At 33.4% G+C, this 26,784-nt stretch carries 23 protein-coding genes; 9 read left to right on the top strand and 14 right to left on the bottom strand.

What is annotated here, in order from left to right:
* Nucleotides 1-56: 56 nt before the first annotated feature.
* The 11 genes from ABHQ57_RS12895 to ABHQ57_RS12845 form a co-directional block, all read right to left on the bottom strand.
* Nucleotides 57-1,034 (bottom strand): hypothetical protein, encoded by a 978-nt coding sequence (locus ABHQ57_RS12895; RefSeq protein ID WP_073183611.1) that lies wholly within the window; start codon nucleotides 1,032-1,034, stop codon nucleotides 57-59.
* A gap of 215 nt (nucleotides 1,035-1,249) precedes the next feature.
* The gene (locus ABHQ57_RS12890) at nucleotides 1,250-1,705 is read right to left on the bottom strand and encodes a hypothetical protein (RefSeq protein WP_167713689.1); all 456 of its coding nucleotides are present in this window, start codon (nucleotides 1,703-1,705) and stop codon (nucleotides 1,250-1,252) included.
* Between the two features lie 194 nt (nucleotides 1,706-1,899).
* A complete protein-coding gene (gene argH / locus ABHQ57_RS12885) occupies nucleotides 1,900-3,171 on the bottom strand; it encodes an argininosuccinate lyase (protein WP_167713690.1) in 1,272 nt (423 codons plus the stop codon).
* 424 nt (nucleotides 3,172-3,595) lie between these two features.
* Nucleotides 3,596-4,654: a M20 family metallo-hydrolase gene (locus ABHQ57_RS12880; RefSeq protein ID WP_167713691.1), complete on the bottom strand. Its 1,059-nt coding sequence runs from the start codon at nucleotides 4,652-4,654 to the stop codon at nucleotides 3,596-3,598.
* Nucleotides 4,651-5,430, bottom strand: coding sequence for an acetylglutamate kinase (argB, locus tag ABHQ57_RS12875; RefSeq protein ID WP_167713692.1), 780 nt, complete (start codon nucleotides 5,428-5,430; stop codon nucleotides 4,651-4,653). Before argB ends, ABHQ57_RS12880 begins: the two co-directional genes overlap by 4 nt.
* 142 nt (nucleotides 5,431-5,572) lie before the next feature.
* The gene (locus ABHQ57_RS12870; RefSeq protein WP_167713693.1) at nucleotides 5,573-6,511 is read right to left on the bottom strand and encodes an acetylornithine carbamoyltransferase; all 939 of its coding nucleotides are present in this window, start codon (nucleotides 6,509-6,511) and stop codon (nucleotides 5,573-5,575) included.
* Nucleotides 6,508-7,635: an aspartate aminotransferase family protein gene (locus ABHQ57_RS12865; protein WP_167713694.1), complete on the bottom strand. Its 1,128-nt coding sequence runs from the start codon at nucleotides 7,633-7,635 to the stop codon at nucleotides 6,508-6,510. The genes ABHQ57_RS12870 and ABHQ57_RS12865 overlap by 4 nt, the downstream gene beginning before the upstream one ends.
* On the bottom strand, nucleotides 7,635-8,432 hold the full coding sequence (gene proC, locus ABHQ57_RS12860; protein ID WP_167713695.1) for a pyrroline-5-carboxylate reductase: 798 nt from the start codon (nucleotides 8,430-8,432) through the stop codon (nucleotides 7,635-7,637). Before proC ends, ABHQ57_RS12865 begins: the two co-directional genes overlap by 1 nt.
* A 10-nt stretch (nucleotides 8,433-8,442) precedes the next feature.
* A complete protein-coding gene (gene argC / locus ABHQ57_RS12855; RefSeq protein ID WP_167713696.1) occupies nucleotides 8,443-9,420 on the bottom strand; it encodes an N-acetyl-gamma-glutamyl-phosphate reductase in 978 nt (325 codons plus the stop codon).
* 139 nt (nucleotides 9,421-9,559) lie between these two features.
* Nucleotides 9,560-10,738 carry an argininosuccinate synthase gene (locus ABHQ57_RS12850; protein ID WP_167713697.1) on the bottom strand — a complete coding sequence of 393 codons (1,179 nt, stop codon included), beginning with the start codon at nucleotides 10,736-10,738 and terminating at the stop codon, nucleotides 9,560-9,562.
* Nucleotides 10,735-11,346, bottom strand: coding sequence for a GNAT family N-acetyltransferase (locus tag ABHQ57_RS12845; protein WP_167713698.1), 612 nt, complete (start codon nucleotides 11,344-11,346; stop codon nucleotides 10,735-10,737). Before ABHQ57_RS12845 ends, ABHQ57_RS12850 begins: the two co-directional genes overlap by 4 nt.
* Nucleotides 11,347-12,249: 903 nt before the next feature.
* Between ABHQ57_RS12845 and ABHQ57_RS12840 the strand changes: the two genes are divergently transcribed.
* From ABHQ57_RS12840 to ilvA, 6 genes are all read left to right on the top strand, one after another.
* The gene (locus tag ABHQ57_RS12840) at nucleotides 12,250-13,137 is read left to right on the top strand and encodes a branched-chain amino acid transaminase (protein WP_167713699.1); all 888 of its coding nucleotides are present in this window, start codon (nucleotides 12,250-12,252) and stop codon (nucleotides 13,135-13,137) included.
* A 1-nt stretch (nucleotide 13,138) separates the two neighbouring features.
* Nucleotides 13,139-14,815, top strand: coding sequence for a dihydroxy-acid dehydratase (gene ilvD, locus ABHQ57_RS12835; protein ID WP_167713700.1), 1,677 nt, complete (start codon nucleotides 13,139-13,141; stop codon nucleotides 14,813-14,815).
* Between the two features lie 167 nt (nucleotides 14,816-14,982).
* Nucleotides 14,983-16,716 carry a biosynthetic-type acetolactate synthase large subunit gene (ilvB, locus tag ABHQ57_RS12830; protein ID WP_389863894.1) on the top strand — a complete coding sequence of 578 codons (1,734 nt, stop codon included), beginning with the start codon at nucleotides 14,983-14,985 and terminating at the stop codon, nucleotides 16,714-16,716.
* 6 nt (nucleotides 16,717-16,722) lie between these two features.
* Nucleotides 16,723-17,250: an acetolactate synthase small subunit gene (ilvN, locus tag ABHQ57_RS12825; RefSeq protein WP_047788975.1), complete on the top strand. Its 528-nt coding sequence runs from the start codon at nucleotides 16,723-16,725 to the stop codon at nucleotides 17,248-17,250.
* Nucleotides 17,251-17,274: 24 nt separating this feature from the next.
* Nucleotides 17,275-18,777, top strand: coding sequence for a ketol-acid reductoisomerase (gene ilvC, locus ABHQ57_RS12820; RefSeq protein WP_389863891.1), 1,503 nt, complete (start codon nucleotides 17,275-17,277; stop codon nucleotides 18,775-18,777).
* A gap of 4 nt (nucleotides 18,778-18,781) precedes the next feature.
* Complete coding sequence (gene ilvA, locus ABHQ57_RS12815) at nucleotides 18,782-20,047, top strand: threonine ammonia-lyase IlvA (protein ID WP_253680023.1); 1,266 nt, start codon at nucleotides 18,782-18,784, stop codon at nucleotides 20,045-20,047.
* Nucleotides 20,048-20,162: 115 nt separating this feature from the next.
* On the opposite strand, the gene ABHQ57_RS12810 is transcribed toward ilvA, so the two are convergent.
* The 3 genes from ABHQ57_RS12810 to ABHQ57_RS12800 are packed head-to-tail and all read right to left on the bottom strand — an operon-like array spanning nucleotide 20,163 to nucleotide 23,290.
* Entirely contained in the window at nucleotides 20,163-20,528 is a 366-nt protein-coding gene (locus ABHQ57_RS12810; RefSeq protein ID WP_159491314.1) for a YchJ family protein, read from the bottom strand.
* 6 nt (nucleotides 20,529-20,534) lie between these two features.
* Nucleotides 20,535-20,894, bottom strand: coding sequence for a hypothetical protein (locus ABHQ57_RS12805; RefSeq protein WP_073183572.1), 360 nt, complete (start codon nucleotides 20,892-20,894; stop codon nucleotides 20,535-20,537).
* A gap of 47 nt (nucleotides 20,895-20,941) precedes the next feature.
* The gene (locus tag ABHQ57_RS12800) at nucleotides 20,942-23,290 is read right to left on the bottom strand and encodes an FdhF/YdeP family oxidoreductase (RefSeq protein WP_389863887.1); all 2,349 of its coding nucleotides are present in this window, start codon (nucleotides 23,288-23,290) and stop codon (nucleotides 20,942-20,944) included.
* A 258-nt stretch (nucleotides 23,291-23,548) separates the two neighbouring features.
* On the opposite strand from ABHQ57_RS12800, the gene ABHQ57_RS12795 reads away from it, so the two are divergent.
* Genes ABHQ57_RS12795 through ABHQ57_RS12785 form a run of 3 tightly spaced genes read left to right on the top strand, consistent with a single transcriptional unit; the run spans nucleotide 23,549 to nucleotide 26,588 of the window.
* On the top strand, nucleotides 23,549-23,959 hold the full coding sequence (locus ABHQ57_RS12795) for a response regulator (protein ID WP_047788969.1): 411 nt from the start codon (nucleotides 23,549-23,551) through the stop codon (nucleotides 23,957-23,959).
* Entirely contained in the window at nucleotides 23,959-24,498 is a 540-nt protein-coding gene (locus ABHQ57_RS12790; RefSeq protein WP_047788968.1) for a heme NO-binding domain-containing protein, read from the top strand. The genes ABHQ57_RS12795 and ABHQ57_RS12790 overlap by 1 nt, the downstream gene beginning before the upstream one ends.
* Complete coding sequence (locus ABHQ57_RS12785) at nucleotides 24,498-26,588, top strand: PAS domain S-box protein (protein WP_389863884.1); 2,091 nt, start codon at nucleotides 24,498-24,500, stop codon at nucleotides 26,586-26,588. Before ABHQ57_RS12790 ends, ABHQ57_RS12785 begins: the two co-directional genes overlap by 1 nt.
* Nucleotides 26,589-26,784: the final 196 nt, after the last annotated feature.

Genomic DNA, 26,784 nt, shown 5'->3' with positions numbered 1-26,784 from the left:
TTGTAATTAAGTTCATTAAATAACTATATAATTAGTGTTTGTAACTTAAATAACTTTTATTTTTCGTAATAGTTGTATCCAATAAGTTTAATAAGTTTTTGTATTCTTTTTTTATCTGTAATTTTATGTAAAATAAAAACATATTCGTCTGACTGAGTATCTATAAAACCTAATTGAAGATTATTTTGTCTTAAAGGTTTATCGAAATCCTCAAAAACGTTATCAAAAGAAACAGATGCATTTTTTTTGTAATTATTAGGACTGGGTAAGTCAATAGATAAGTTAAAATTATCTTTTAATGTTGATTTTAAAAACCATTCTAAATCTTTAATATCAGCTTTCCAGTCTAATCTTATAATAAACGAAATATCATCCTCTTCTAAAAGGTCTATTAAATAGTTAAGTGTTGTAAAATATTCACTGTCATTATCATAGTTTTTAAGGTTTTTTATATGATTTAAAACGCATTCTTTTTTGTTTAAAACACATATTTCAGTCAGTTCTTTGTATGCTTCTCGCTGAATACTATTTATAGATGGACGCTCTTTTTTTATGTTTACTTTTTTGTTAGAGTTTTTTTCTCTTTTTAAATTTTCTTCTACGAGTTTAATGAGTTCTGAGAAAGTAGCTTCTATTTTAGTTATAATTCTTAAATCATATACAGGTTTATGCATATCTGGAATATGAAACCATTTTATATCTTCACCACCATTGCATTTTCTTATTTCAATTTGGTTTTCAATTCTAACAATAAAATAAAACTCTGTAGGGAAGTTATAATCTTCATAATCATAAAATATAATTGAATTTGGAATATAAACTTTACGTTTACTTGAATCATATTCAATATCGTCTGTATATAAAAGTAACGTTTTAAAAATCTCTTTTTTTGAATTAGTAAACTCTATTTTTTTTGGAAAGTTTTTTTCAATAATTGTATTTTCAAATATGTATTTGAAAGAATTGATGTTAAGAGTAGTTGATTTAAATGGTTTTCCGTATAGTTTTTTTTCATCGTAATATATTCTTGCCATATTTCTATTTATTATTTATTAGGAGTTTTATTTGGTTGATTAACAATGATTCTTAAGATATTTGTAAGTGTTTTTATTTTGTACAACGAAAAAACAAAGGTTGTTTATTTTCCAAACTAATTGTTTCTCTCTTTTATTAAGCGTTAACCAAGGTGAAATTAAATAAAAAACATACAAAATATAGGGTTAAAAAAGTATAATTAAACTATACATTGTTACCAACTACTTTCTTCTTTAATCAGTTCTAGTTGTCCGTTTACAATTTTATAAAACATCATTTTTTCATTTCCTTTTTCTACATACGGAAGTCCATATATAATTAATTCTTTATGTGAATTTGTTTTAGTATATAGAAATTGATATTTTGGTTTCAATAGAATGTTTTTGTTTTTATCGGCAATACCGTAAGAATAATAATCCTCAGTTTTACTTCCACCGCCACCAAAACCAATTAACATGGCATCTTTTGAATGTTTATATTTTTTAATTAAATATAGGTTATCTTTAAGTTGTTCATTAACATATCTCAGTTCCTCAGAGTTCTCTATATATTCAGTTCCAATAAGGTTTATTTTCCAATAAGGTTTTCCAAGAAATCGCCATAATAAAAATGAGAGTACAGTAACTATTAGTAGTACAATTATTAAACTTATTTTTAATGTTTTATTCATTTATTAGTTTTCAGAAGTAGCAAACGTGCAACGATTTTTTTAGTCTAAAACTAATAATTTTTTATATATGTTCTTTAATAGAGATGAATTTATATTTTAGTTTCGTTTTTTAAGCTGATTATTGCATGAAAAACTATTAACTCAAATCTAGTTGTAAAGATTCCTCCTCGAGCCTCGTTTGGAGTGACTAACCACTAACCAAGCTTCTCTCGTATCTTACCCAAACACAAATTATCAATACTACCCACATGTGTATGTTTTTTAGAAGTATCGGGTGTATATGTACCGTTGACAACTTCGCCACCAATTTTTTGATAAGCTTCTCTAAAACTCATACCATTTTCTACCAAGGTATTCATATTGTCTACTGTAAATAGATATTTGTATTTCTCATCCTGTAAGTCAATATCTTTTACAATAACTTGCTGAATAGCATAGTCAAAAATATCTAACACATCTTTTAACTCTTCAAAAGCATTGATGATATTTTCTTTTAATAACTGATAATCTCTATGATATCCACTTGGTAAATTGTTGGTGATTAATAAGGTTTCGGTATACAACGCTTGAATCTTATTACACTTTCCTCTAATCAATTCAAATACATCAGGATTCTTTTTATGCGGCATAATACTACTACCTGTAGTTAATTCATCAGGAAAAGAGATAAAGTCAAAATTCTGACTCATATACAGGCAGATATCCATGGCAAAACGAGCTAGTGTATTACTCACGCTACCCAACGCCATGGTAAGGGTACGTTCACTTTTTCCTCTGCTCATTTGTGCAGCAACCACATTATATTTTAAGGTTTCAAACCCTAGTTCTTTTGTGGTGAATTCTCTATCAATAGGAAACGAACTACCATAACCAGCCGCAGAGCCTAAGGGATTTTGATCTACCGTTTTTAGTGCAGAATTAACCATGTACAAATCATCAATTAGCAATTCAGCATAAGCAGAAAACCATAATCCGAAAGAAGAAGGCATTGCCACTTGTAAGTGAGTATAGCCTGGTAATAGTTTAGTTTTGTATTGCTCTGCTAACTGTAATAATGTATTAAATAGTGTTTTTGTTTTATCTGAAATCGATTGAAGATTGTCTTTATAATACAATTGTAACGCTACTAAAACCTGATCGTTTCTTGAACGTGCTGTGTGAATTTTCTTACCAACTTCACCGCATATTTTAGTCAATTCGAATTCAATTTTAGAATGTACGTCTTCAAATTGAGCATCTATTATAAAAGTACCTTCTGCCACTTGTTGTTGTAGCGTAGTAATTCCAGCAGTTACTTGTGCTAATTCTTCCGAAGTAATAATACCGATGGAAGCCAGCATTTTTGCATGCGCTAATGATGCTTGCAAATCATACGGTGCAATGTGTATGTCTATTTCTCTATCGTTTCCAACAGTGAAATGTTCTATTTTTTTATCTATGGATAATCCTTTGTCCCAAAGTTTCATGTTTTTATGTTTTTTAATTAGTATTGAGTATTGAGAAGTTAGTATTGAGTGTTAAACACTATAACTAACAAAATTCTCATTGTTTGTTTGTCACCTTGAACGTATGTGAGAGGTCTCAAACTTATGAGTTACTCTTTTTAATGAGATTTAGCTACGCTGAACCTTACGGTTTCTCTCTTCGTTCGGAATGACGATTGTTTTTTAGAGCCAAGAGAATAGACCGCTTCGCTGTTAGAGCAAAGACTTGTCTATAAGTCTTTGTTCTTGACTCTTTTTATTGTTTTTTGTCATTTCGACCAGTGGGAGAAATCTTAAGTATGTTTGTTACTCATTTTATTAAGGTTCCTCCTCGTACCTCGTTCGGAATGACGGTTGGCTTAGAATAAAGATTTTAGGAAGTCTTTGTTCTTGGTTCTCTGTTCTTCTACAATACTTTCTCTAATAATTTTATATACAACTCAATTCCTTCCTCAATTTCTTGAAGATAAATAAACTCATCAGCGGTGTGTGAACGTGTGCTGTCTCCAGGCCCTAATTTTAACGACGGACAACTTAATACTGCTTGGTCAGATAGGGTAGGAGAACCATAGGTTTTTCTTCCTAAAGTAATACCTGCTTGTACTAATGGATGTTCTTTTGGTATTGAAGATGAATTCAAATTCAAACTTCTTGGTTGTATCTTACAAGGTGCGTGTTCTTGTAAAAAATCACTAATTTCCTGATTGGTATATTGATCGTTTACACGAACATCGACCACTAATTTTACTTCGGAAGGAACAGCATTGTGTTGTTTTCCTGCATTGATTTGTGTTACCGTGAGTTTTACGTCTCCCAAGGTTTCCGAGGTTTTTTCAAATACAACATCTTTAAACCACTGCAATACTTCAATACTGTTATAAATAGCATTATCGTGATTCGGGTGTGCGGCATGACTTGGGGTTCCTTTTACCTCAGCATCAAAAACTACCAAGCCTTTTTCAGCAATAGCTAAATTCATTAAAGTAGGTTCTCCTACGATGGCTACATCAATGTTTGGTAAAGTTTTTAGTAATCCGTTTAAACCGTTAGGACCACTGCTTTCTTCCTCGGCAGTTCCTGCAAAAACAAGGTTGTAAGTCAAGTTTTCTTTTTGGTAGAAGTGGGTGTAGGTTGCTAACAGCGAAACCAAACATCCACCAGCATCGTTACTTCCTAATCCGTAGAGTTTACCGTCTTCTACAATAGCTTTAAACGGATCTTTGGTATAGCCGTTATTAGGTTTTACCGTATCGTGATGCGAGTTGAGTAATAACGTAGGTTTGTTAGCATCAAAATGTTTATTTACTGACCACACGTTGTTCTGAGTTCTAGTATATGGAATATCAAACTCTTTAAACCAGTTTTCTAGCAGTAGGGCAGTAGCATCTTCTTCCGAAGAAAAAGAAGGTGTTTCTATTAGGTTTTTTAACAGATTGATGGCTTTTGTGGTAAGTCTTTGTATCATGATAGTTGTAATGAGGTGTGTTTGTTTTTTGAGTTAAATAGCATAGTTGTACTACCTATATGAACTTTGTGAACGTTATTTTTTAGGGCGTGAAAGCAGTTGTCTAGTTTAGGAAGCATTCCTTCAAATATGACTCCATCAGCTTTTAATTGCGCATAGGATTCTGAAGTGATTTGTTCGATAATAGAGTTGTCATCGGTTATATCACTTAGCACTCCTGATTTTTCAAAACAGTAATATAGTTCTGTACTAAAATGAGCAGAGAGACCTATAGCAATTTCTGAAGCTATGGTGTCTGCATTTGTGTTCAATAACTGTCCGTTAGCATCGTGCGTAATGGCACAAAACACAGGCGTTACTTCGTTATTAATTAATATGGTTAGTACTTGCGGATTCACGGTAACAACGTCGCCTGCAAATCCGTAATCTATAGGTTCAGCAGGACGTTTGGTTGATATAATAGTATTTCCGTCCGCTCCTGTAAAACCTATAGCGTTGGCGTTATGCGCTTGTAACTGCGCAACAATTTGCTTGTTGATTTTACCTGCATATACCATAGTAATCAAATCTAAAGTTTGCGTATCGGTTACACGTCTGCCATCAATCATCGTCACAGGAATATTCAACTGTTTAGCCAATTCAGAAGCTAATTTTCCACCACCGTGTATCAATACTTTAGGTCCTTTTAACTGAGCGAAATCAGCTAAGAAGCTATGTAAGGCTGTCTCATCATTAATAATGTTTCCGCCTATTTTAACAATCTTTATGGTTTTCATTTGTCAATTATCTTTTAATTTAATGTCACGTCGAGTGATTTTTCGTACTGAAAGGAAGAAAAATTGTATCGAGACGTTTTCAAGTAGTTCTCGATACATCTCCCTGCGGTCGACACTCGAACTGACAAGTCAAAATTTAAATTCAACTTAAATGAGTTAAAATCTCTTTTAATACTATTTGAGCTGCAAAAGTTCTGTTGTTGGCTTGTTCAATCACAAGAGAATTTTCACCATCTAAAACAGCATCTTCTGCTACTACATTTCTTCTAATAGGCAAACAGTGCATAAACTTAGCATCTCCAATTTTTTCTTTGGTAATCATCCAGTTGGGGTCTTCATTTAGAATTTTGCCATACTCATTAAAAGAACTCCAGTTTTTGGCATAAATAAAGTCGGCATTTTCAAAAGCTTTCTCTTGATTGTATTCTACAGGGAATCCTTTCGTAATTTCCGGGTCTAGCTCATAACCTTTGGGATGTGTTATAACAAACTCTACATCCATGTTGTGCATAAGGTGTACAAAAGCATTGGCAACCGAATGTGGTAAGGCTTTCGGGTGAGGAGCCCAAGACAACACAACTTTAGGTTTGTCAACTTTTTTAGTTTCCGTAATAGTAATCGCATCTGCCAAGGCTTGCAGTGGATGGTCAGTAGCGCTTTCCATATTGATAACAGGTACCGTAGCGTATTTTATAAAACTGTTGAGTACAATTTCAGAGGTGTCTTTTTCTTTGTCTTTCAACGTTGGAAAAGCTCTTACTGCAATCATATCAGCATACTGAGAAATTACCATGGCAGCTTCTTTAATATGCTCTGAAGTACTTAAGTTCATTACAGTACCGTCTTCAAACTCCATGTTCCAAGCATTGGTAATGTTTAACACGCTTACCTCCATACCTAAATTTTTAGCCGCTTTTTCGGTGCTTAATCTTGTACGTAAACTAGCATTGAAAAAAAGCATGACTAAGGTTTTATGTTGTCCTAAATCAGTAAACTGATAGGGATTTTCTTTTAATTGAATTGCTTTTTGAATGGTTTCTGAAAGGTTTTCAATATCGTTTAGGCTGGTGTATTTCTTCATGACAGTTCCTTTTTTAAAGACTCAAAAAACACATCGATATGTTGCTTTTGAATGGTTAACGGGGGAAGAATTCTTAACAAGTTCGGATTCTTAGCGCTTCCAGTGAAAATATGATGCTTGAATATTAGGTTTTTTCTTAGGTCAGCAATAGGAGAATCGAATTCTAATCCTAACATAAGACCTCTTCCTTTTACAGCTGTTATTTGTGGAATTGAAGCTGCTTGTTCCATAAAATATGCAGCAATTTGCTGTGCGTTTTCCATCAATTGTTCTTTTTGGATGGTTTCAAGAACAGCTAAGGAAGCAGCACAGGCTAAGTGATTACCGCCAAAGGTTGTCCCTAACAAACCGTAAGAAGCCTCAATACTTGGATGGATTAAGATTCCACCCACAGGAAATCCGTTCCCCATTCCTTTTGCCATGGAAATAATATGTGGAGTAATTCCATGTTTTTGAAAAGCAAAGAAATCTCCTGTTCTACCAAATCCGCACTGAATTTCATCAGCAATAAGTAACGTGTTGTATTGTTTACATAGGTTTTCTAATCCTTGGTAAAAAGTTGTAGAAGCTTCGTCTAATCCTCCAATACCTTGAATGGTTTCTATTATAATAGCACAAACATCGTTGCCTTGTAAAGCTTTTTCAACACCTTCCAAGTCTTCAAACTCTAAAAAAATAACCTCTTGCTGCGCATTGATAGGCGCTACAATCTTAGGATTGTCAGTTGCTGCTACTGCAGCTGAAGTACGTCCGTGAAATGAATTCTTAAAAGCAATTATTTTCTGCTTACCAGTGTGAAAAGAAGCTAGTTTTAAAGCATTTTCATTGGCTTCAGCTCCAGAATTACATAAGAATAGTTGATAGTCTTTACAACAAGAAATGTTTTCTAGTTGGTCAGCCAATTCAACCTGTAACGGATTCTGAATCGCGTTGCTATAAAAGCCTAGTTTGCTCACTTGTTCACTAATGTTTTTAACATAGGCAGGGTGTGAGTGCCCGATAGAAATTACGGCATGTCCGCCATATAGATCTAAATATTCTACGCCTTTATCGTCGTATACATATACATCGTTGGCGGTTACTGGGGTTATATCAAATAGAGGATATACGTTAAATAAACTCATTAGTTTTCTTTTTTTATGGTGTTAATTTTGTTAAAAGAGGCTACCATTCCTTGTATTAATGCTGCACTTAATCCTTTGTGTTCCATTTCATTCAAACCTTCAATGGTACAGCCTTTTGGAGTGGTAACTTTATCGATTTCTTCTTCAGGATGATTTTGGGTAGCTATGAGTAGGTTGGCAGCACCTTCACTAGTATGCATAGCGAGTTCTTGTGCTTCTTTTGCATCGAAACCTAACTGAATAGCGGCTTGTGTAGTTGCCCGTATTAAGCGCATCCAAAAAGCAATTCCACTAGCACATATTACAGTGGCTGCTTGCATTTGATCTTCAGGAATAATCATTGAAGTTCCTAGTTGATTAAAAATAGTTGTAGCTATTTCTAAATCTTCCTTCTTTTGAGTATTACCACTAATACAAGTCATCGATTTTCCAACGGCAATAGCAGTATTAGGCATGGCTCTGATAATAGTAGTATCTGAATCAATAAGCGCTTCCATTTTTTCAATAGAAAAACCAGCAACTGTAGAAATCACTATATGATTGTCTGATAATAGGGGAGCAGTTTCTTTTAAAAGAGCTTCTAAATGTGTTGGTTGTACAGCAAAAATTAATACATCAGATGCTGTGATTGCTTCCTTGTTATTAGAACTAATGAAAACGTTGGAAACTTCTTTAAATTCATTGAGTTCTTCAATATTTCTTTTAGTTAAGAAAAGTTGAGAAAATGATTTGTTTTGTATCAATCCTTTAGCGATTGATTTTCCTAAGTTACCTGTACCTATAATTGCTATTTTCATGTCTTTTATTTTAAAAATATGTTGCTTTTAGTTGTAATCCTGTATTCTCTTGAAAACGAAACATTAGGTTCATATTCTGGACTGCTTGCCCAGAAGCTCCTTTTAATAAGTTGTCTATGATGCTTGTTATTAGAAGTTTATCTCCGTGTTTATGCAAATGAATTAAACACTTATTGGTGTTTACTACCTGTTTTAAATGTAGTTCACTATCAGCTATGTGTGTAAAAACAGCACCTTTATAGTAGTCTGAATACAGTTGTTGAGCTTCTTCTAAACTTCCTTCAAAATCTGTGTATAACGTTGCGTGAATACCTCTGGAAAAATCTCCTCTGTTAGGAAGAAATAAAACCTCTGATTTAAAACTGGTTTGAAGTGTGTGTAAGGTCTGATTGATTTCTCCTAAATGCTGATGCGTAAAAGGCTTGTAGTACGAAAAATTATTATCTCTCCATGTAAAATGCGTGGTTGCTGATAATGAAGTACCTGCTCCAGTAGCACCAGTAACCGCATTGACATGTACATCATTTTGTAATAAACCTGCATCTGCCAGTGGAAGCAATCCTAATTGAATAGCCGTAGCAAAACAACCTGGATTTGCAATATAAGAAGCGTTTTGTATTGTTTCTTTTTGAAACTCAGGTAAACCATACACAAACTCTTTTTCTTGAAAATTACTATCTGCTTTTAGTCTGAAATCATTTCCTAAATCAATAATTTTTGTGTGTTCTGAAAAGAGATGTGTTTCCAAAAACTGTTTAGAATTTCCGTGTCCTAAGCATAAAAATAGCACATCTACTGAAGCATTGATTTTATTGGTGAATACTAAATCGGTACTCCCCACCAAATCCTGATGTACATTCGCTATTTTATTACCGGCATTAGAAGTGCTATACACAAAATTAATAGTCGCTTTTGGATGTTGTAATAAAAGTCTAATTAACTCTCCTGCTGTATAACCAGCACCTCCGATGATTCCTACTTGTATCATATTGTTTGTTGTTTTAAATAGTAGAATGAGTTTTCATTCATGAGATCATCACGTCGTTATCACTCCTCATGATGACGTTTTTGTCATTTCGAGCGAAGCGTGGCAATCTGTTTATTGTTAATCACTCACTGTTTACTGTCTACTGATTAACCTGTTGGTATATTTTATTCTGATTTCCTAAGATTTTAATAAAACCTTTTGCATCTTCAGCGGTCCATCCTTTGTTTAGCTCACCGTAGCTACCAAATTTGGCGTTCATTAAGTCATGTGGAGAATCAATTCCATCTAAGGTAAAATGATAGGGTTTTAGCGTAACAAAAACATCTCCAGTAACTTTTGACTGACTACTCTCTAAAAAAGCTTCTATATCTCGCATTACAGAATCTAAATATTGTCCCTCATGTAAGTGCATCCCATAAAAACTTGCTAAATATTCTTTGTGTTGTAATTGCCATTTAGTTAAAGTGTGCTTCTCTAACAAATGATGTGCTTTAATTGTGATTAACGCAGCAGCAGCCTCAAAACCAACTCTTCCTTTAATTCCAACAATAGTATCACCTACATGAATGTCTCTACCAATTCCGAATTTAGAAGCTAAGGCATTCAATTGTTCAATATTTTGCACAGGAGCTTTTTCGTCATCATTAATAGCCGTTAATTCACCCTTTACAAAAGAAAGCTTTACTTGTTCAGGTGCTGTTTTTGTTACTTGAGAAGGGTAGGCGTGTTCTGGTAACGGATGTTCTGAAGTTAAAGTTTCTTCACCTCCCACACTGGTTCCCCATAAACCTTTGTTGACAGAATATTTAGCTTTTTCCCAAGACAAATCAATGCCGTTACTTTTTAAATACTCAATTTCTTCTTGTCTTGAAAGTTGCAAATCTCTGATAGGTGTGATGATTTCAATTTCAGGAGCAATCGTTTGAAAAATCATATCAAACCTCACCTGATCGTTTCCAGCACCTGTGCTACCATGCGCAATAAAGCTAGCACCAATATTTTTAGCATAGTTTACTATTTCTATGGCTTGTATAATTCTTTCGGCACTTACCGAAAGTGGATACGTATTGTTTTTTAACACGTTACCAAAAATTAAGTACTTAATTACTTTATCGTAATAATCAGTTACGGCATTGATATTTTTATAGGTAGCCACACCCATGGTGTAAGCATTGTGCTCAATCTTTTTAATTTCTTCGGAAGAAAATCCGCCAGTATTCACGCTAATTGCATGAACTTCATATCCTTGTTTTGATAAGCTTACTGCACAGTACGAAGTATCTAATCCGCCACTATAAGCAATTACTAATTTTTTCATTTTTTATCTTTTTTTAGGAAGATGCTTTCCTTGATTCTTTTTAGCCTTTGAAAGACTTTCTCTTTTACTTTTATGTTCTGAGTTTTTTTGTTAGGATCGTATAGCATACCAGTACACAAACACATTTTTTGTTGAGTACGTTGTAGCACGTCGTAATTTTTACAGGTCTGACATCCATTCCAAAAAGACTGATCTTCTGTGAGTTCAGAAAAGGTTACAGGTTTATAGCCTAGTTCGCTATTCAGTTTCATAACCGCCAAACCAGTAGTAATACTAAATATCTTAGCATTAGGAAATTTAGCTTTAGAATGCTCAAAAACTACTTTCTTAATTTGTTTGGCTAAACCAATACCTCTATAGTTTGGGTGAACAATCAACCCAGAATTGGCTACAAATTTGCCATGACTCCAGGCTTCGATATAACAAAAACCAGCAAATTGATCGCCATCTAAGGCAATAACAGCGTTACCATTTTCTAGTTTTGTAATGATGTATTCTGGTTTTCTTTTGGCAATTCCTGTGCCTCTAACCAGAGCAGCTTCGTCAATAGTTTGACAAATAATTTCAGCATACTTACTATGCGATTGATCAGCAATAACAACTCTCATTGAAATTGATTTTAGATAAACATTTTGTTAAAAATCGGTGGTTTAAAAAGAAGAACCGGACACACCTAGGTTCCCAAAATGAAGTAGTACCCTTACGGGCGACGTCGGATAAAAATAGGTCGTACAACAGTAATGTTATTGAAAACAATAACAAGAGTTAATAACGATATAAAAATGTAGATTATAGAAATCAAAAGAATGAAAATAAAATTATACAATACTCAGTTTAGGACAAAAGGAAGACTAGCGTCGGTTGAAAGACCGCACTAAAAAACTGGGTATATAGTTGTATATTTTATTTGTTTGCATAACGGCACAAATCTATAAAATAAATTTTGATAAATGCTAAATAAAAAATAAAAACTTTTATAATGTTAAGTAAAACAGTGGGTTAGGAGGTGTGTTTTTAAGGGTAGAAATAAAAAAATCAAAAAAATATTAGGATAACTAAAAAATAATTTCAAATATTTGTGATATCAGATGAAAAAACAAATATTAAATATCATTTCTATTATTATTGTCATTGTGATTATTTCACAAGGATAGGGAAGCGGTATTTAATATTTAACATATAAATTAATCAAGAAGGCTTCCTAAATTTAGGAAGCCTTTTTTAGTTGCAAAAAACATGAATCAAATTTTTAACATCGTGGTAATTATTATTGTCATTATTAGCTCTCCACCGAGTTGATACAGATAGTTATTGCCTATAAGGAAGCCTGTATCTAACTCTAGATACAGGCTTTTTTTATTCCGTGAATATCATAATGATTTGGTTTTAAGTGCTTGGTTTTTAGTTTTTTGTTTGTTTTTTGGAGTCAGTGAAAATCATCAAAGCCTTACAAAACAAGAAAGTAAATTAAAAAGCGAAAAATAATTTTGAACAGCAAAACAACTGAAAAAATGTATTACAACGAAGAAACAGTAATCTATTACAACGGAGAGTTTATCAAAGCCGTAGACGCAAGCGCTAACTTGTATAGTCAAAGTTTACACTATGGAAATGGGGTTTTCGAAGGTATAAGAGCATACAATACCAACGAAGAAACTAAAATTTTTAAGTCATATGAGCATTACAAAAGGCTTAAGTATGGAGCAGAAGTCATGAATATTAAATTGAATTATTCTGAAGAACAACTAACTCAAATTACTTACGAATTGTTAGAACGTAATGGTCTAAAAGATGCTTACATCCGTCCGTTAGTCACTACAGGATCAGATATGAGTTTGTTAACTTCTAAAGAGACGAATTTAGTAATACAATGTTGGGAGTGGGGCAAGTACATGGGAGATAAATTACTTAAAGTAAAAACATCATCGTTTCAGCGTCCGAATCCGAAGTCATGTTTTGTAGAAGCAAAAGTAACAGGGCACTATACGAATTCAATATTATCAACTAACGAAGCAAAGAATAACGGTTATGATGAAGCATTGTTATTAGATATGAATGGCAATGTTGCTGAATGTTCTGGAGCAAATGTTTTTATGCAGAAAGATGGGAAGTTATACACGCCTCCAAGAGGTCATATCATGGCAGGAATTACCCGTGCTACGGTTATCGATTTATGTAAAGAAGAAGGGATTTCTGTTGAAGAAAAACATTTCACTTTAGAAGAATTAAAAAACGCAGATGCTTGCTTTTTTACAGGAACTGCAGCCGAGGTAGTTGGCTTACAATCGCTAGACGACTATGAGTTTCCACTAGCATGGGAAAAAACATACGGACAAAAACTAATGAAAACATATAAAGACGAAGTATTAGGCTTACGTCAAAAACGAAAAGCAAGCTAAGATGGAACTAAACAAATTTAGTAAACAAGTAACGCAAGACGATACGCAACCAGCAGCACAAGCTATGTTGCATGCTATAGGTTTGTCGAAATCAGACTTAGAAAAACCCTTGGTAGGAATTGCAAGTACAGGATATGAAGGAAATCCGTGTAATATGCATCTAAACGATTTGGCAAAATTGGTAAAAGAAGGAACTGAAAATGCCAATTTAGTTGGGTTGATATTTAATACCATAGGGGTTTCTGATGGAATTTCTATGGGAACACCAGGGATGCGCTATTCACTACCATCTCGTGATGTCATTGCCGATTCTATGGAAACGGTAGTGCAAGCGATGTCATATGACGGATTGGTAACCGTAGTGGGGTGTGATAAGAACATGCCAGGAGCCTTAATGGCAATGTTGCGTTTAAATCGTCCATCAGTTTTAGTATATGGAGGAACCATTGCCTCAGGGTGTCATGAAGGAAAAAAATTAGATGTGGTATCTGCTTTTGAAGCTTGGGGAGAGAAAGTTGCGGGAACGATTACTCAAAAGGAATATGAGAATGTGATAGAAAAAGCATGTCCAGGAGCTGGAGCTTGTGGAGGAATGTACACCGCAAATACGATGGCGTCAGCAATTGAAGCCTTGGGTATGAGTTTACCTTACAACTCGTCTAACCCTGCGATTAGTGATAACAAAGAGCAAGAATGTGTCAAGGCAGGAGAAGCACTACGCGTATTGCTAGAAAAAGATATCAAACCATCAGACATTGTAACGAAAAAGTCTCTAGAAAATGCAGTACGGTTGGTAACGGTTATGGGAGGTTCTACCAATGCAGTATTACACTTTTTAGCCATAGCAAAAGCAGCAGACGTGCAATTTACTTTGGAAGATTTTCAACGTATTTCTGACGAAACGCCATTTTTAGCAGATTTAAAGCCTAGTGGAAAATACTTAATGGAAGATGTACACAAAGTAGGAGGTACACCAGCAGTTTTAAAGTATTTGTTAGAAAAAGGGCTGTTACATGGCGATTGTTTAACCGTAACAGGAAAAACTTTAGCTGAAAATTTAGCAACAGTTCCAAGTTTAACGGAAGGGCAAGAAGTAATTAAACCAACAGAACAACCTATCAAAGCTACGGGACATTTACGAATGCTCTACGGAAACTTAGCTAAGGAAGGTTCCGTAGCGAAAATAACAGGAAAGGAAGGATTGTATTTTTCAGGAAAAGCAAAAGTTTTTGAAGGCGAATACGCAGCAAATGATGGGATACGAGATGGAAAAGTTGAAAAAGGAGATGTTGTAGTAATTCGTTATGAAGGACCTAAAGGAGGACCAGGAATGCCAGAAATGCTAAAGCCAACAGCTGCTATTATGGGAGCAGGGTTAGGTAAAGATGTTGCTCTAATTACAGATGGTCGTTTCTCGGGAGGAACGCACGGATTTGTAGTAGGGCATATCACACCAGAAGCACAAGAAGGAGGTGTAATAGCTTTGGTAAAAGATGGAGATACCATAACTATCAATGCAGAAACGAATACGATTAATCTAGAAGTTTCAGAAGAAGAGTTAACTAAAAGAAAACAAGAATGGATAGCTCCACCTTTAAAAGTGAAAAGGGGAGTGCTATATAAATATGCAAGAACAGTAGCATCAGCATCTAACGGATGTGTAACCGACGAATTTTAATCGCAGGGCGATAGCCAGAAGATAAATTTCTTGAGGCTTGCCTAAAGGTGTTTGATTTTTAGATAAAGACGAGAGAATTAAGATTCAAGACTACATATAGTAGCACTAAAAATTTAATAAAAATAACTAAGCATATAGCTAAAAGCTAAAAGCATAAAGCTGAGTTTATGGAAACAAAAACGAAACAACAAACAGAACAAGAAATCACACAAAAAGTAACCATTACAGGTGCAGAAGCTGTAGTAAGATGTTTATTAGCAGAAGGAGTCGATTTATTGTATGGGTATCCAGGAGGAGCTATTATGCCTGTATATGATGAGCTGTATAAATATCAAGATAAATTACATCATGTATTAACACGTCACGAGCAAGGAGCAACTCATGCAGCACAAGGCTATGCGCGAGCTACAGGTAAAGTAGGAGTTGCCATGGCAACTTCGGGTCCAGGAGCAACTAACCTAATTACTGGTATTGCCGATGCACAGATAGATTCTACGCCAATGGTATGTATTACAGGACAAGTAGGAGCACACTTATTAGGGTCTGATGCTTTTCAAGAAACAGATATCGTAGGTATTTCAACTCCAGTAACGAAGTGGAATTATCAGATAACCAAAGCAAGTGAGATCCCCGAAGTAATGGCAAAAGCATTTTACATCGCCCGTTCAGGAAGACCAGGACCTGTTTTGGTTGATATTACTAAAAATGCACAGTTTGAAGAGTTTGATTTTGAATATAAAAAATGTACTTCAGTACGAAGTTATCAACCTGTTCCAACGATGAACATCCAAAGTGTTGAAGCAGCTGTTGAGTTGATTAATAACGCGGAAAGACCATTTATAGTTTGGGGACAAGGAGTAATACTAGGAGAGGCAGAAGAAGAATTCAAAGCTTTTATAGAGAAAGCAGGAATTCCATCGGCAAGTACGTTGTTAGGTTTATCGGCTTTACCAACCAAACACCCATTACATGTTGGAATGGTAGGAATGCATGGTAACTACAGTCCAAATAAACTAACGAATGAATGTGATGTATTAATTGCTATCGGGATGCGTTTTGACGATCGTGTTACTGGGGATTTAAGCCGTTATGCAAAACAAGCTAAAGTGGTGCATTTTGAAATAGATCCTGCGGAAGTTGACAAAAATGTAAAGACAGATGTAGCTGTTTTAGGAAATGTAAAAGAAACCTTAACGGTAGCACTTTCTCTTTTAGAAGAAAACTCACACAAAGAATGGTTACAAGAATTTAGAAACCTCGATGCTGTAGAGTTTGATAACGTGATAAAAAATGATTTGTTTCCAACGAAAGAAGGGTTAACAATGGGAGAGGTTATCAAGCAAATAAATGAAGCTTCTGAAGGAAAAGCCATTGTAGTTACTGATGTTGGACAACACCAAATGATAGCAAGTCGTTATGCAGAATTCAATCAAACGAAAAGTAATATTACATCAGGTGGATTAGGAACTATGGGTTTTGCTTTACCTGCGGCAATTGGAGCTAAAATGGGAACCCCAGAGCGTGAGGTAGTTGCTGTAATTGGTGATGGTGGTTACCAGATGACCATACAAGAACTTGGAACGATTTTACAAACTAAAGCAGCTGTTAAAATAGTAGTATTAAATAATGAATTTTTAGGTATGGTACGCCAGTGGCAACAGCTGTTTTTTGATAAACGATACGCTTCTACCATAATGACAAATCCAGATTTTGTAGCAATTGCAAAAGGTTATCATCTAGCAGCTAACAGAGTAACTAAAAGAGAAGAATTAGCAAGTGCTGTAGTAGAAATGATGGCAAGTAAAGAGGCTTATTTCTTAGAGGTTTGTGTAGAAAAGGAAGATAATGTATTTCCAATGATTCCAACAGGAGCGTCAGTATCTGATGTTCGATTAAAATAAGAAAATATGAGTACAAAAAACACTTATACAATTTCAATATATACTGAAAATAACGTAGGGTTGTTAAATAGAATATCAGCAATATTTCAACGAAGACATATCAATATTGAGAGTATCAACAGCTCTTCTTCAGAAATTAAAAGTGTGTCGAGAATTACACTTTTGGTTAAGATTACAGAGGAACAAATGAAAAAAATAATTGGTCAAATAGAAAAGCAAGTAGAGGTAATCAAAGCTTTTTATCATACCGATGAAGAAACGATTTATCAAGAATCGTGTTTATTCAAACTAAGTACCGATTTGTTAACGGATAATGATGAAATTCAAACTATTATCAACCAAAGTAAATCAAGAGTCATTAATGTAAATAAAAGCTTTTTTGTTTTGGAAAAATCAGGACGTAAAGAAGAAGTAGAAGAACTCTATCACATATTAGATAAACATGGTATAAAGCAATTTGTTCGTTCAGGAAGAATTGCGGTTACTAAAGAAGAAATGCCAGTATCGCAACTATTACAATTAATACAGCAATAAACAAACAACACAAATACAATAGAAATGAAAAATTATTTCAACCAATTATCATTAAGAGAGCAGTTAGAACAATTAGGAAAATGTAGATTTATGAATGCTGAAGAGTTTTCAGAAGGAATCACAGCATTAGAAGGAAAAAAAGTGGTAATTGTAGGATGTGGAGCACAAGGATTGAATCAAGGATTAAACATGCGTGATTCAGGGTTAGATATTTCGTATGCTTTACGTGAAGCAGCCATTAAAGAGCAACGTCAGTCATTCAAAAACGCAACCGAACACGGTTTTGAAGTAGGAACATACGAAGAATTAATTCCTATTGCTGATTTAGTATGTAATTTAACACCCGATAAACAACATACACAAGTGGTAAATGCGGTAATGCCATTGATGAAATCAGGAGCGACGTTATCATATTCTCACGGATTTAATATTGTTGAAGAAGGCATGCAAGTGCGTAAAGATTTAACCGTAATTATGGTGGCGCCAAAGTGCCCCGGAACAGAAGTAAGAGAAGAATATTTAAGAGGTTTTGGAGTACCAACTTTAATTGCGGTACACCCTGAAAACGACCCAGAAAACAAAGGATTGGCCCAAGCAAAAGCTTATGCGTATGCTACAGGCGGACACAGAGCAGGAGTATTGGAATCGTCGTTTGTTGCTGAGGTAAAATCAGACTTAATGGGTGAACAAACCATCTTGTGTGGAGTGTTACAAACAGGATCAATTTTGTCTTTTAATAAAATGGTTGAAGAAGGAGTAGAACCTACCTATGCATCTAAGTTAATTCAATACGGATGGGAAACGATTACAGAAGCATTAAAGCACGGAGGGATTACCAATATGATGGATCGTTTATCAAATCCTGCAAAAATTAAAGCTTACCAACTTTCTGAAGAATTGAAAGAAGTGTTAGCTCCGTTGTTTAATAAACACATGGATGATATCATGTCAGGACATTTTTCAAAAACCATGATGGAAGATTGGGCAAAAGATGATGTAAATCTATTAACATGGAGAGCAGCTACAGGAGAAACGCAATTTGAGAAAACAGCAGCTACTTCTGAAGAAATCTCAGAACAAGCCTATTTTGATAAAGGAACTTTATTAGTTGCTTTTGTTAAAGCTGGAGTTGAGTTAGCTTTTGAAACGATGGTGAAATCAGGAATTATTTCGGCATCAGCATACTATGAATCGTTACACGAATTACCATTAATAGCCAATACGGTAGCACGTAAGAAGTTGTTTGAAATGAACCGTATTATTTCTGATACTGCTGAATACGGATGCTACTTATTTGACCATGCAGCAAAACCAATATTGATTGATTTTATGAAATCGATAAATACTGATGTTATTGGAAAAGAGTACAGTGCTACCAACGAAGTAGATAATCTAGAATTAATTAAAGTGAATAGAGCAATTCGTAATCATCCTATTGAAAAAGTAGGAGCAGAATTGCGTGAAGCAATGACGGCTATGAAGGTAATAAAAACCAATGTAAGCAAAGAAGAACCCGTTTTAGCATAATCGTATGGAAGTTCAAAAAGAAACCTATTTTCCTAAATTATCTGCAATACAACAAGCTGCTACGACTTTACAAGAAGTCGTAGCAGTTACACCTTTGCAAGAAAATTTTAATTTATCCCAGCAATTCAATGCTACTATTTTATTAAAAAGAGAAGATTTACAACAGGTCCGTTCCTATAAAATTAGAGGAGCTTATAATAAGATAAGTTCATTAACAGAAGAGGAACTAACTAATGGAATTGTGTGTGCTAGTGCAGGAAATCATGCACAGGGAGTAGCCTTAGCATGTAGAAAAAAAGAAATCTATGGAACTATTTATATGCCTGCACCAACACCTAAACAAAAGGTAGAGCAGGTAAAAATGTTCGGTGGTGATTTTGTGGATATTCGATTGATAGGAGATACATTTGATGATGCTTACAAGGCTGCAAAACTTTTATGTGATAGTTTGCAAAAGACATTTGTACATCCATTTGATGATGAAAAAATTATTGAAGGGCAAGCCACAGTTGGTTTAGAAGTTTTAGAACAATTTGAACAACCAATAGACTATGTTTTTGTACCTGTTGGAGGAGGTGGATTGGCTTCTGGTTTATCAAGTGTTTTTAAGTTATTATCTCCAAAAACAAAAATTATAGGAGTAGAGCCAGCAGGAGCACCTTCTATGAAAAAATCGTTAGAAGCAAACAAAAATGTTGTGTTAGAAAACATCGATAAGTTTGTTGATGGTGCAGCAGTACAACAAGTAGGAGCGTTGACCTATAAAATTTGTAGAGACAACTTATCGAATATGATTACTGTTCCTGAAGGAAAAGTATGTAAGACTATCTTAGAAATGTATAACAAAGAAGCAATAGTGGTTGAGCCAGCTGGAGCTTTGACTATTAGTGCACTTGATTTTTATAAAGAAGAATTAAAAGGTAAAAATGTAGTGTGTGTTGTTAGCGGAAGTAACAATGATATTACTCGTACCGCCGAAATAAAAGAACGTGCATTACTGTACAGTAAATTGAAACATTATTTTATTGTTCGTTTTCCTCAGCGTGCAGGAGCTTTAAAAGAATTTGTAGCAGAGGTATTGGGAGAGAATGACGATATTACTTTTTTTGAATATTCTAAAAAAACGAACAGAGAAAACGGTCCTGCTGTTGTTGGTATAGAACTAGAGAAAAAAGAAGATTTACAACCGTTAATTCATCGGATGAAACAGCGAAATTTTTATGGTGAATACCTAAACGATAAACCGAATTTATTTGAGTTCTTGGTGTAAAATAGATAAAACTGTCTAAGGTGTCATTTCGAACAAGGGAAGAGGAGGAATCTCTCAAAAACGAGTAACAAACAAAAGATTTCTCCCTTTGGTTGAAATGACGTTTTTGACAGTCTTATTTTTGACCAAGATATACCCAATGGTCATTTTCTTTACAAAAAATAGAGTTTTCGTGAATCACATCGATACTACTATTTTCCATAAAAAAAGCTTTGAATTCAACTGTAGTTTCTGTTGTACGTAGCACTTCTAGTTTTATCCAATTAACAGCTTTTGTCCAAGCTAAAATATCTTTCTTTTCTCGCTTAGAAGGTCTGGTGCTGCTGTGGTGACTTTTTTGTAGGTAATTAATATCTGCTAAAACAAAAGCACTATATCTTGAACGCATTAGAGCTTCAGCTGAGGTAGCTGAATGAATATTTTGATGTGCTTTTTGACAGCAATCACTGTATTTTTTATTAGGGTTACATGGACACTGCATATTTATTTAATTGATTAACTCGGGCTGTTCTTGTATTCTAAAACAGCGTTCTTCTCCTAGAAATAAGGGATTTCCGTGTTTTTCAGACCAAAATCCTTCTAAGATATTTTTAGAAAGGCAAGAGTACACAGCGACTCCTTTATATATAGTGTTATCATCGCCTCTGTAATTAAAGTTAATAACTAAAATGTTTTTTTTAAAGAAACCAGTACCAAATTGTTCTTGTTGCTTGTTAATAAGCCATTTGGCAATAATTCTGTTGTCTTTATCAAGAGTTAAAGAGAGTGTGCCTTTGTAGGTGTTATCACTTTCATCTTGATTACTGCCTATAATATCATAAGTTCCTACTAAATCTTCTACTGTCATTTAATGTTCAATAATTAAGCAAAATTAAGATAGTTTATGATAAGTAACTACTTTTCTTGGTTAATAAGAGCAGTATTGTGTTTTTTTATTTTAATTTTTACATGCTTTGAGGCAGGCATATTACTACCTTTAACAGTATTGTGAATTGACACTAAAACATTAGTTTCCGGAAAATAAGTAACCGTGTTTTTTTCAGGAATAGGATATTCAACTATAATAAATAGTGGAGCAATACGCTCTGTATTGTCATCATAATTGTACAAGTCTACTTTATCACCTGCATTAAATCCTGCTTTTTCAATATCTTTTTTATTCATAAAAATTACACGACGCTCATTATAAACTCCGCGATAACGATCATCTAATCCATAAATAGTAGTATTGAACTGATCATGAGTTCTTACCGTAGCCATTAAATACTCATCATCAGCCAATGTGTTTTTAGGCAATGTGGTTATAGAAAATGGAACACGATCTCCAAACTCTTTAGTTTTAAACCGTCCTTCACGAGCCGCATTAGGTAAGTAAAATCCGCCTTTTTGTTTTACACGAACATTGTAATTGTGAAAACCTGGAATACATTTCTCAATATCATCTCTCACAGCATCATAACTATTCATATAACGATTCCAATCAACCACACTTTTACTTCCTAAAGTAGCTTTTGCAATACGGCAAACAATATGAGTTTCGTTGATAAGTTTGTCAGATATTGGTTTTAATACTCCTTTAGACCACTCTACGATTCCCATGGCATTTTCAGCACTTGTATACTGATGCTCACCATTAATCATATCAATTTCACTTTTAGAAATAGTAGGCAAAATTAAAGCTTCTTTTCCATGAATTAAATGGGTTCTATTAAGTTTAGTAGAAACAGAAACAGATAAGTCTAGTTGTCTTAATCCGTTTGCAGTATAGGTGGTGTCAGGAGTAGCAGACAAGAAATTACCTCCCATACTAAAGTGTACTTTAACTTTTCCTTCATTCATTGCTTTTATAGTATCAACTACATCGTAACCGTTCTCTCTTGGCGGGTTAAAACCAAAAACTTCGTTAAGTTTATCTAATTGTTTTTGGGAAGGATGATTATTAATTAACATTGTTCTGTTTCCTTGTACATTACTATGACCTCTTACAGGACAAGAACCCGCTCCGGGTTTACCAATACTTCCTTTTAAGAATAAGAGGTTCAGAACTTCTTTTAAAATATCAACTCCGTTAGGTTGTTGCGTAAGCCCCATTCCCCAACAAAAGATAATTCGGTTTTTATAAGCTAACATTTCAGCAGCTTTTTGAATATCTTTTTTTAGAACACCAGATATACTTGCTAATTCATCTACGTCATAATTTTCAATTTGCTTAATTAAATTGTTATAACCAACTGTTTTATTTTTGATAAATTCTTGATCGAAAACTTTACCTGGGGTTTCTTTTTCAAAATGAAATAGTAAGCGTTCGATAGCTTTTAGCAGTGCTAAATCTCCATTAATTTTAACGGGAAGGTGTAAATCGGCAAGTTGGATACCTTTTCCTAAAACACCACTTATTTTTTGAGGATCTCGGAAGCCCATTAAACCAGCTTCGGGAAGAGGATTAACAGCAATAATTTTAGCTCCATTCTTTTTCCCTTTTTCTAAAGCGCTTAACATTCGTGGAGAATTCGTTCCTGGATTTTGACCAATAATCATAATGATATCAGTATCGTAGAAGTCTTTTAAAGTGGCTGTTCCTTTTCCTATCCCTGTAACTGAGGCAAGGGTGAAACCAGAGGTTTCGTGACACATATTGGAACAATCAGGAAAGTTATTTGTTCCAAATTCACGTACAAAAAGTTGATATACAAAAGAAGCTTCGTTACTTGTTCTTCCAGAAGTATAAAAAGCAGCATTATTTGGAGATTCTAATTTATTTAAGTGCTCAGCAATTTTAGCAAAAGCATTGTCCCAGCTAATAGGTTCATAATGTGTACCATTTTTAGGCAAGTACATTGGTTCAGAAAGTCGCCCTAAACCACCTATTTCATAGTCACTCAAGTTGGTTAATTCTTCAATAGAGTTTTGTTTAAAGAAGGAAGCAGTAATTTTTTTATTAGTAGCTTCTTCTGCTAAAGCTTTAACTCCGTTTTCGCAATATTCAGCAATAGGTGATCGTTCATCATCTGGATCAGGCCAGCCACAACTAGGACAGTCAAAACCATTAAACTGATTCATTTTAAATAAAGCTTTTCCTCCTCGCGTTAGAGTTTTATCTTTAATTAAACTTTTTATAGCGTTAGTAACTCCGGGAATACCCGCAGCCCAATCTTTCGGAGCACCAGTTCTTAAACTTAATAGTTTATAAGGAGGTTCTGCAGAAGGTTGTTTGCTTTTGTCTTTTTTATTTTGATTTTCCATAATTATAAATAGACTGTTGTTATGAATAAAAAGCGTTTCATTATAAGTCTTTATAAAACTAACAAAAAAAGACTAAAGAGAAATGCTTAATTTGTAACAGTATTATTTTTTTTATATATTGTATGAAAATTGTTCAAAATGTTCATCGATACTTTTTGTTCATTCATCGATAGTTAGGTATAAGTAGTCTATTTTTAGATGGAGTGTTAAGAATTTGCATTAATATTGGTATAGTTAATAAATATATCAGAAAACAAAATGAAGAAAAATCTTAATGTCCTTTTAATAGAAGATAATACTATTGAAGTAATGAAAATGGATAGGACAGTTTCATTACTTAAGCTAAAGCATAAAATAATAGAGGCTAAGACAGCCGATGTAGCACTGGAAAAGTTAAATGAAGGATTTGATCCTGATATAATTTTGCTTGATTTGAATATGCCGAAAATAAGTGGTATTGAGTTCTTGTCAATAATTAAAAAAAATGAAGATTTTAGGCACATACCAGTTATTGTATTAACAACGTCTAATAATAAAAAAGACATTGTAGAGTGTTATAAAATAGGTATTTCAGGGTACATTTTAAAGCCTTTAAAGTATGAAGATTATATTACGAAAATAGATATAACATTGTCGTATTGGGCTATTAATGAATTAAAAAATAATTAATGAAAGGAATTGTTTTTACAGAGTTTTTAGATTTAGTAGAAGAAAAATTTGGTTTAGAAATGGTAGATAAAATTATATCCCAATCAGAGTTAGAATCTGATGGGATATATACTTCTATAGGAACCTATAGTTTTTCTGAAATGTTACAATTACTTGAAAACCTAAGCTCGAATACAGGTGTTTCTATAGATGACTTGTTACTTATTTATGCGGAACATTTTTTTAGTGTTTTGAAAGAAAGTTATTCTGGACTTTTAGAGTCTTTTAATGACCCCATAGAAATGCTTTCTTCAATAGAAAATCATATTCATGTAGAGGTGAGAAAAATTTATCCAGATGCAGAATTACCCACTTTTATAGTTGAAAGTAGAACAGACACATCATTAGTAATGATTTATAAGTCCAATAGAGCAATGCATCATTTCGGATTAGGTTTAATGAATAAAACATTTGAACATTTTAATAGTAGTGCAACAATAATATTAGAAAAGATTAAAGAAGACGGAACAGAAGTTAAATTTATTATCAATAAAAATTAATGAGTCAAAATGAAATAGAGATATTAAAAAGAGCTTTAAAAAGAGAAAAGGCAGCAAGAAAAATAGCTGAAAAAATATTAGAAGATAAATCTAGAGAATTATTTTTAATTTCTGAAAAACTAAAAAAAACAAACGAAAAGTTAGAGGAATTATTAAATGAGAAGTCTTCACAACTAAAAGGAGTTTTTGAAAATATTAACGACTCTTACCTAGTTATGGATCTAGAGGGGAATGTCTTAACAATGAACGATGCTGCTAAAGAACTTTTTGGCTATGATATATCAAAAGAAGATTTAAATGTAAAATCTTTACTACATCCTGAAGACACAGTATATGCTTTTGAGTCGTTTGGTAAACTGTACGAAATAGGTACTTTTTCAAACTACACTTCCAGAATTATTAGTAAGGATAAAAAGGTAAAATGGGTTCAAATTAATGCAAGTATAATTTATAATAAAAAGAATGAAAAAATAGCTGCACAAGGAATTATTAGAAACATTTCAGAAAGTAAGAGAGCAACAGAGTTAATTGAAGAGCAGAAGAGAGAGTTAGATATAATTGTTGAAAATTCATCTTTAGGAATAGCATTAGCCAAAGACGGTAAAGTTATAAGAACGAATAAAGTTATAGAAGAACTTTTAGGGTATTCTAAAGAGGAGTTTGCAGGATTAACTATTAAAGAAGTGTCTTTTAAAGATGATGTTTCGTTGTCTATGAACCATTTAGGTAAGATGGAAATAAACGAAATAGATAATTATGTGATAGATAAACGATATAAAAGAAAAGATGGTTCTATTTTATGGGCTAGAGTTAATGTAAACTCTGTAAATGATGCTCTAGGACAAACAAAATTTCAAGTTGCTATCATAGAGGATATAACATTACAAAGAGAAAGAGCATTAATTATTGATATGATTAATGAATTGGCTAAATCTATTTTAGGAAAAGATGATATTTATGAAATAGCCTGGGAAGTAACTGAAAAAATAGCTGAATATTTAGACTCTCAAGACTGTGTAATATATTTGTTAAACAATGATAATAACACATTAGAACAGATTGCTTCATATAGTTTTGGACTAGATAGAGGAGAGATAATTAAAGATGTTTTATCAATTGGAGAAGGTATTATTGGAAGTGTTGCAAAAACAGGAAAAGGCGAAATTATAAACGATACTTCTTTAGATGATAGATACGTTGTTGGTGAAAAGGTTAGATATTCTGAGATAGCAGTTCCTATAATTAGTGAAGGTAAGGTGATAGGTGTTATTGATTCTGAACACGAAGAAAAAAATTATTACAGAGAAGAAAACTTACATACATTAGAAAATATAGCAAGTCTTGTATCTATGCAATTAAAGAGTGCTATAAACTTAAGAGAGAGAGAAAAAGCTGAAAAAGAAAATTTACAACTTTTAAAACAATTAGAGAAAAGTAATAATGAGCTAAATGAATACGCACATGTTGTTTCTCATGATTTAAAATCTCCATTAAGAAGTATTGATGCTTTAGTTTCTTGGATAAAAACAGATAATGAAGGTAAATTAGATGATACTACCCTTCAAAACTTTAATTTGATAGGAGACACTTTAGAAACAATGGAGAATTTAATTTCTAGTATTCTAGAGTATTCTAGCGCAGGCTCAGAGGTAAGAGAAAAAGAAGAAGTAAATTTAAATATAATCATAAATAACTTAATTCAAACACTATATATACCTGAAAATATTTTTATAAATGTCCTAGAAGAGTTACCTACTGTAAAAGGAGACTCTATTAAATACCAGCAACTTTTTCAAAATTTAATAAGTAATGCAATTAAATTTTCAGATAAAGAAAAAGGAATAATAAACATAAGCTTTACAGAAAAACCTTCATTTTATCAGTTTTCAGTACAAGATAACGGAATTGGAATTGAAAAAAAATACCATGATCGTATTTTTAAAATATTTCATTCTTTAAAAGAAAGTAAAGAGTCAACAGGTATCGGACTTTCTATTGTAAAGAAAATAGTACAGTTGTATGGAGGAACAATGTGGTTAGAAAGTGAATTAGGTATCGGTACAACGTTTTACTTTACCATAAAAAAATAAAATATTACATTAAGCGCAACTAGGATAAATACTACGATGTTTGCGTCGAAAATTAAGAACTTTTTTTATAAATACTTCATAAGCTTGCTCTGATGTAGCTAACTTAAATATATGTATATGTTTTTAAATCAGGTTTTTGTATTGCGATAAAACGAAAATTAATATGAGTTTTCATATAAAATTATTATTTTAGATT

Source organism: Tenacibaculum sp. ZH5_bin.1 (genome assembly GCF_042865525.1).
In the GTDB taxonomy this organism is placed as follows: Bacteria; Bacteroidota; Bacteroidia; order Flavobacteriales; family Flavobacteriaceae; genus Polaribacter; species Polaribacter mesophilus.
This window is presented reverse-complemented; position numbering and strand designations above follow the sequence as displayed.

Excerpts from the sequence above, each read along its gene's own strand:
- ABHQ57_RS12895 (WP_073183611.1), bottom strand. The coding sequence starts at position 1,034 with ATGGCAAGAATATATTACGATGAAAAAAAACTATACGGAAAACCATTT.
- ABHQ57_RS12890 (WP_167713689.1), bottom strand. The coding sequence starts at position 1,705 with ATGAATAAAACATTAAAAATAAGTTTAATAATTGTACTACTAATAGTT.
- argH (WP_167713690.1), bottom strand. The coding sequence starts at position 3,171 with ATGAAACTTTGGGACAAAGGATTATCCATAGATAAAAAAATAGAACAT.
- ABHQ57_RS12880 (WP_167713691.1), bottom strand. The coding sequence starts at position 4,654 with ATGATACAAAGACTTACCACAAAAGCCATCAATCTGTTAAAAAACCTA.
- argB (WP_167713692.1), bottom strand. The coding sequence starts at position 5,430 with ATGAAAACCATAAAGATTGTTAAAATAGGCGGAAACATTATTAATGAT.
- ABHQ57_RS12870 (WP_167713693.1), bottom strand. The coding sequence starts at position 6,511 with ATGAAGAAATACACCAGCCTAAACGATATTGAAAACCTTTCAGAAACC.
- ABHQ57_RS12865 (WP_167713694.1), bottom strand. The coding sequence starts at position 7,635 with ATGAGTTTATTTAACGTATATCCTCTATTTGATATAACCCCAGTAACC.
- proC (WP_167713695.1), bottom strand. The coding sequence starts at position 8,432 with ATGAAAATAGCAATTATAGGTACAGGTAACTTAGGAAAATCAATCGCT.
- argC (WP_167713696.1), bottom strand. The coding sequence starts at position 9,420 with ATGATACAAGTAGGAATCATCGGAGGTGCTGGTTATACAGCAGGAGAG.
- ABHQ57_RS12850 (WP_167713697.1), bottom strand. The coding sequence starts at position 10,738 with ATGAAAAAATTAGTAATTGCTTATAGTGGCGGATTAGATACTTCGTAC.
- ABHQ57_RS12845 (WP_167713698.1), bottom strand. The coding sequence starts at position 11,346 with ATGAGAGTTGTTATTGCTGATCAATCGCATAGTAAGTATGCTGAAATT.
- ABHQ57_RS12840 (WP_167713699.1), top strand. The coding sequence starts at position 12,250 with ATGTATTACAACGAAGAAACAGTAATCTATTACAACGGAGAGTTTATC.
- ilvD (WP_167713700.1), top strand. The coding sequence starts at position 13,139 with ATGGAACTAAACAAATTTAGTAAACAAGTAACGCAAGACGATACGCAA.
- ilvB (WP_389863894.1), top strand. The coding sequence starts at position 14,983 with ATGGAAACAAAAACGAAACAACAAACAGAACAAGAAATCACACAAAAA.
- ilvN (WP_047788975.1), top strand. The coding sequence starts at position 16,723 with ATGAGTACAAAAAACACTTATACAATTTCAATATATACTGAAAATAAC.
- ilvC (WP_389863891.1), top strand. The coding sequence starts at position 17,275 with ATGAAAAATTATTTCAACCAATTATCATTAAGAGAGCAGTTAGAACAA.
- ilvA (WP_253680023.1), top strand. The coding sequence starts at position 18,782 with ATGGAAGTTCAAAAAGAAACCTATTTTCCTAAATTATCTGCAATACAA.
- ABHQ57_RS12810 (WP_159491314.1), bottom strand. The coding sequence starts at position 20,528 with ATGCAGTGTCCATGTAACCCTAATAAAAAATACAGTGATTGCTGTCAA.
- ABHQ57_RS12805 (WP_073183572.1), bottom strand. The coding sequence starts at position 20,894 with ATGACAGTAGAAGATTTAGTAGGAACTTATGATATTATAGGCAGTAAT.
- ABHQ57_RS12800 (WP_389863887.1), bottom strand. The coding sequence starts at position 23,290 with ATGGAAAATCAAAATAAAAAAGACAAAAGCAAACAACCTTCTGCAGAA.
- ABHQ57_RS12795 (WP_047788969.1), top strand. The coding sequence starts at position 23,549 with ATGAAGAAAAATCTTAATGTCCTTTTAATAGAAGATAATACTATTGAA.
- ABHQ57_RS12790 (WP_047788968.1), top strand. The coding sequence starts at position 23,959 with ATGAAAGGAATTGTTTTTACAGAGTTTTTAGATTTAGTAGAAGAAAAA.
- ABHQ57_RS12785 (WP_389863884.1), top strand. The coding sequence starts at position 24,498 with ATGAGTCAAAATGAAATAGAGATATTAAAAAGAGCTTTAAAAAGAGAA.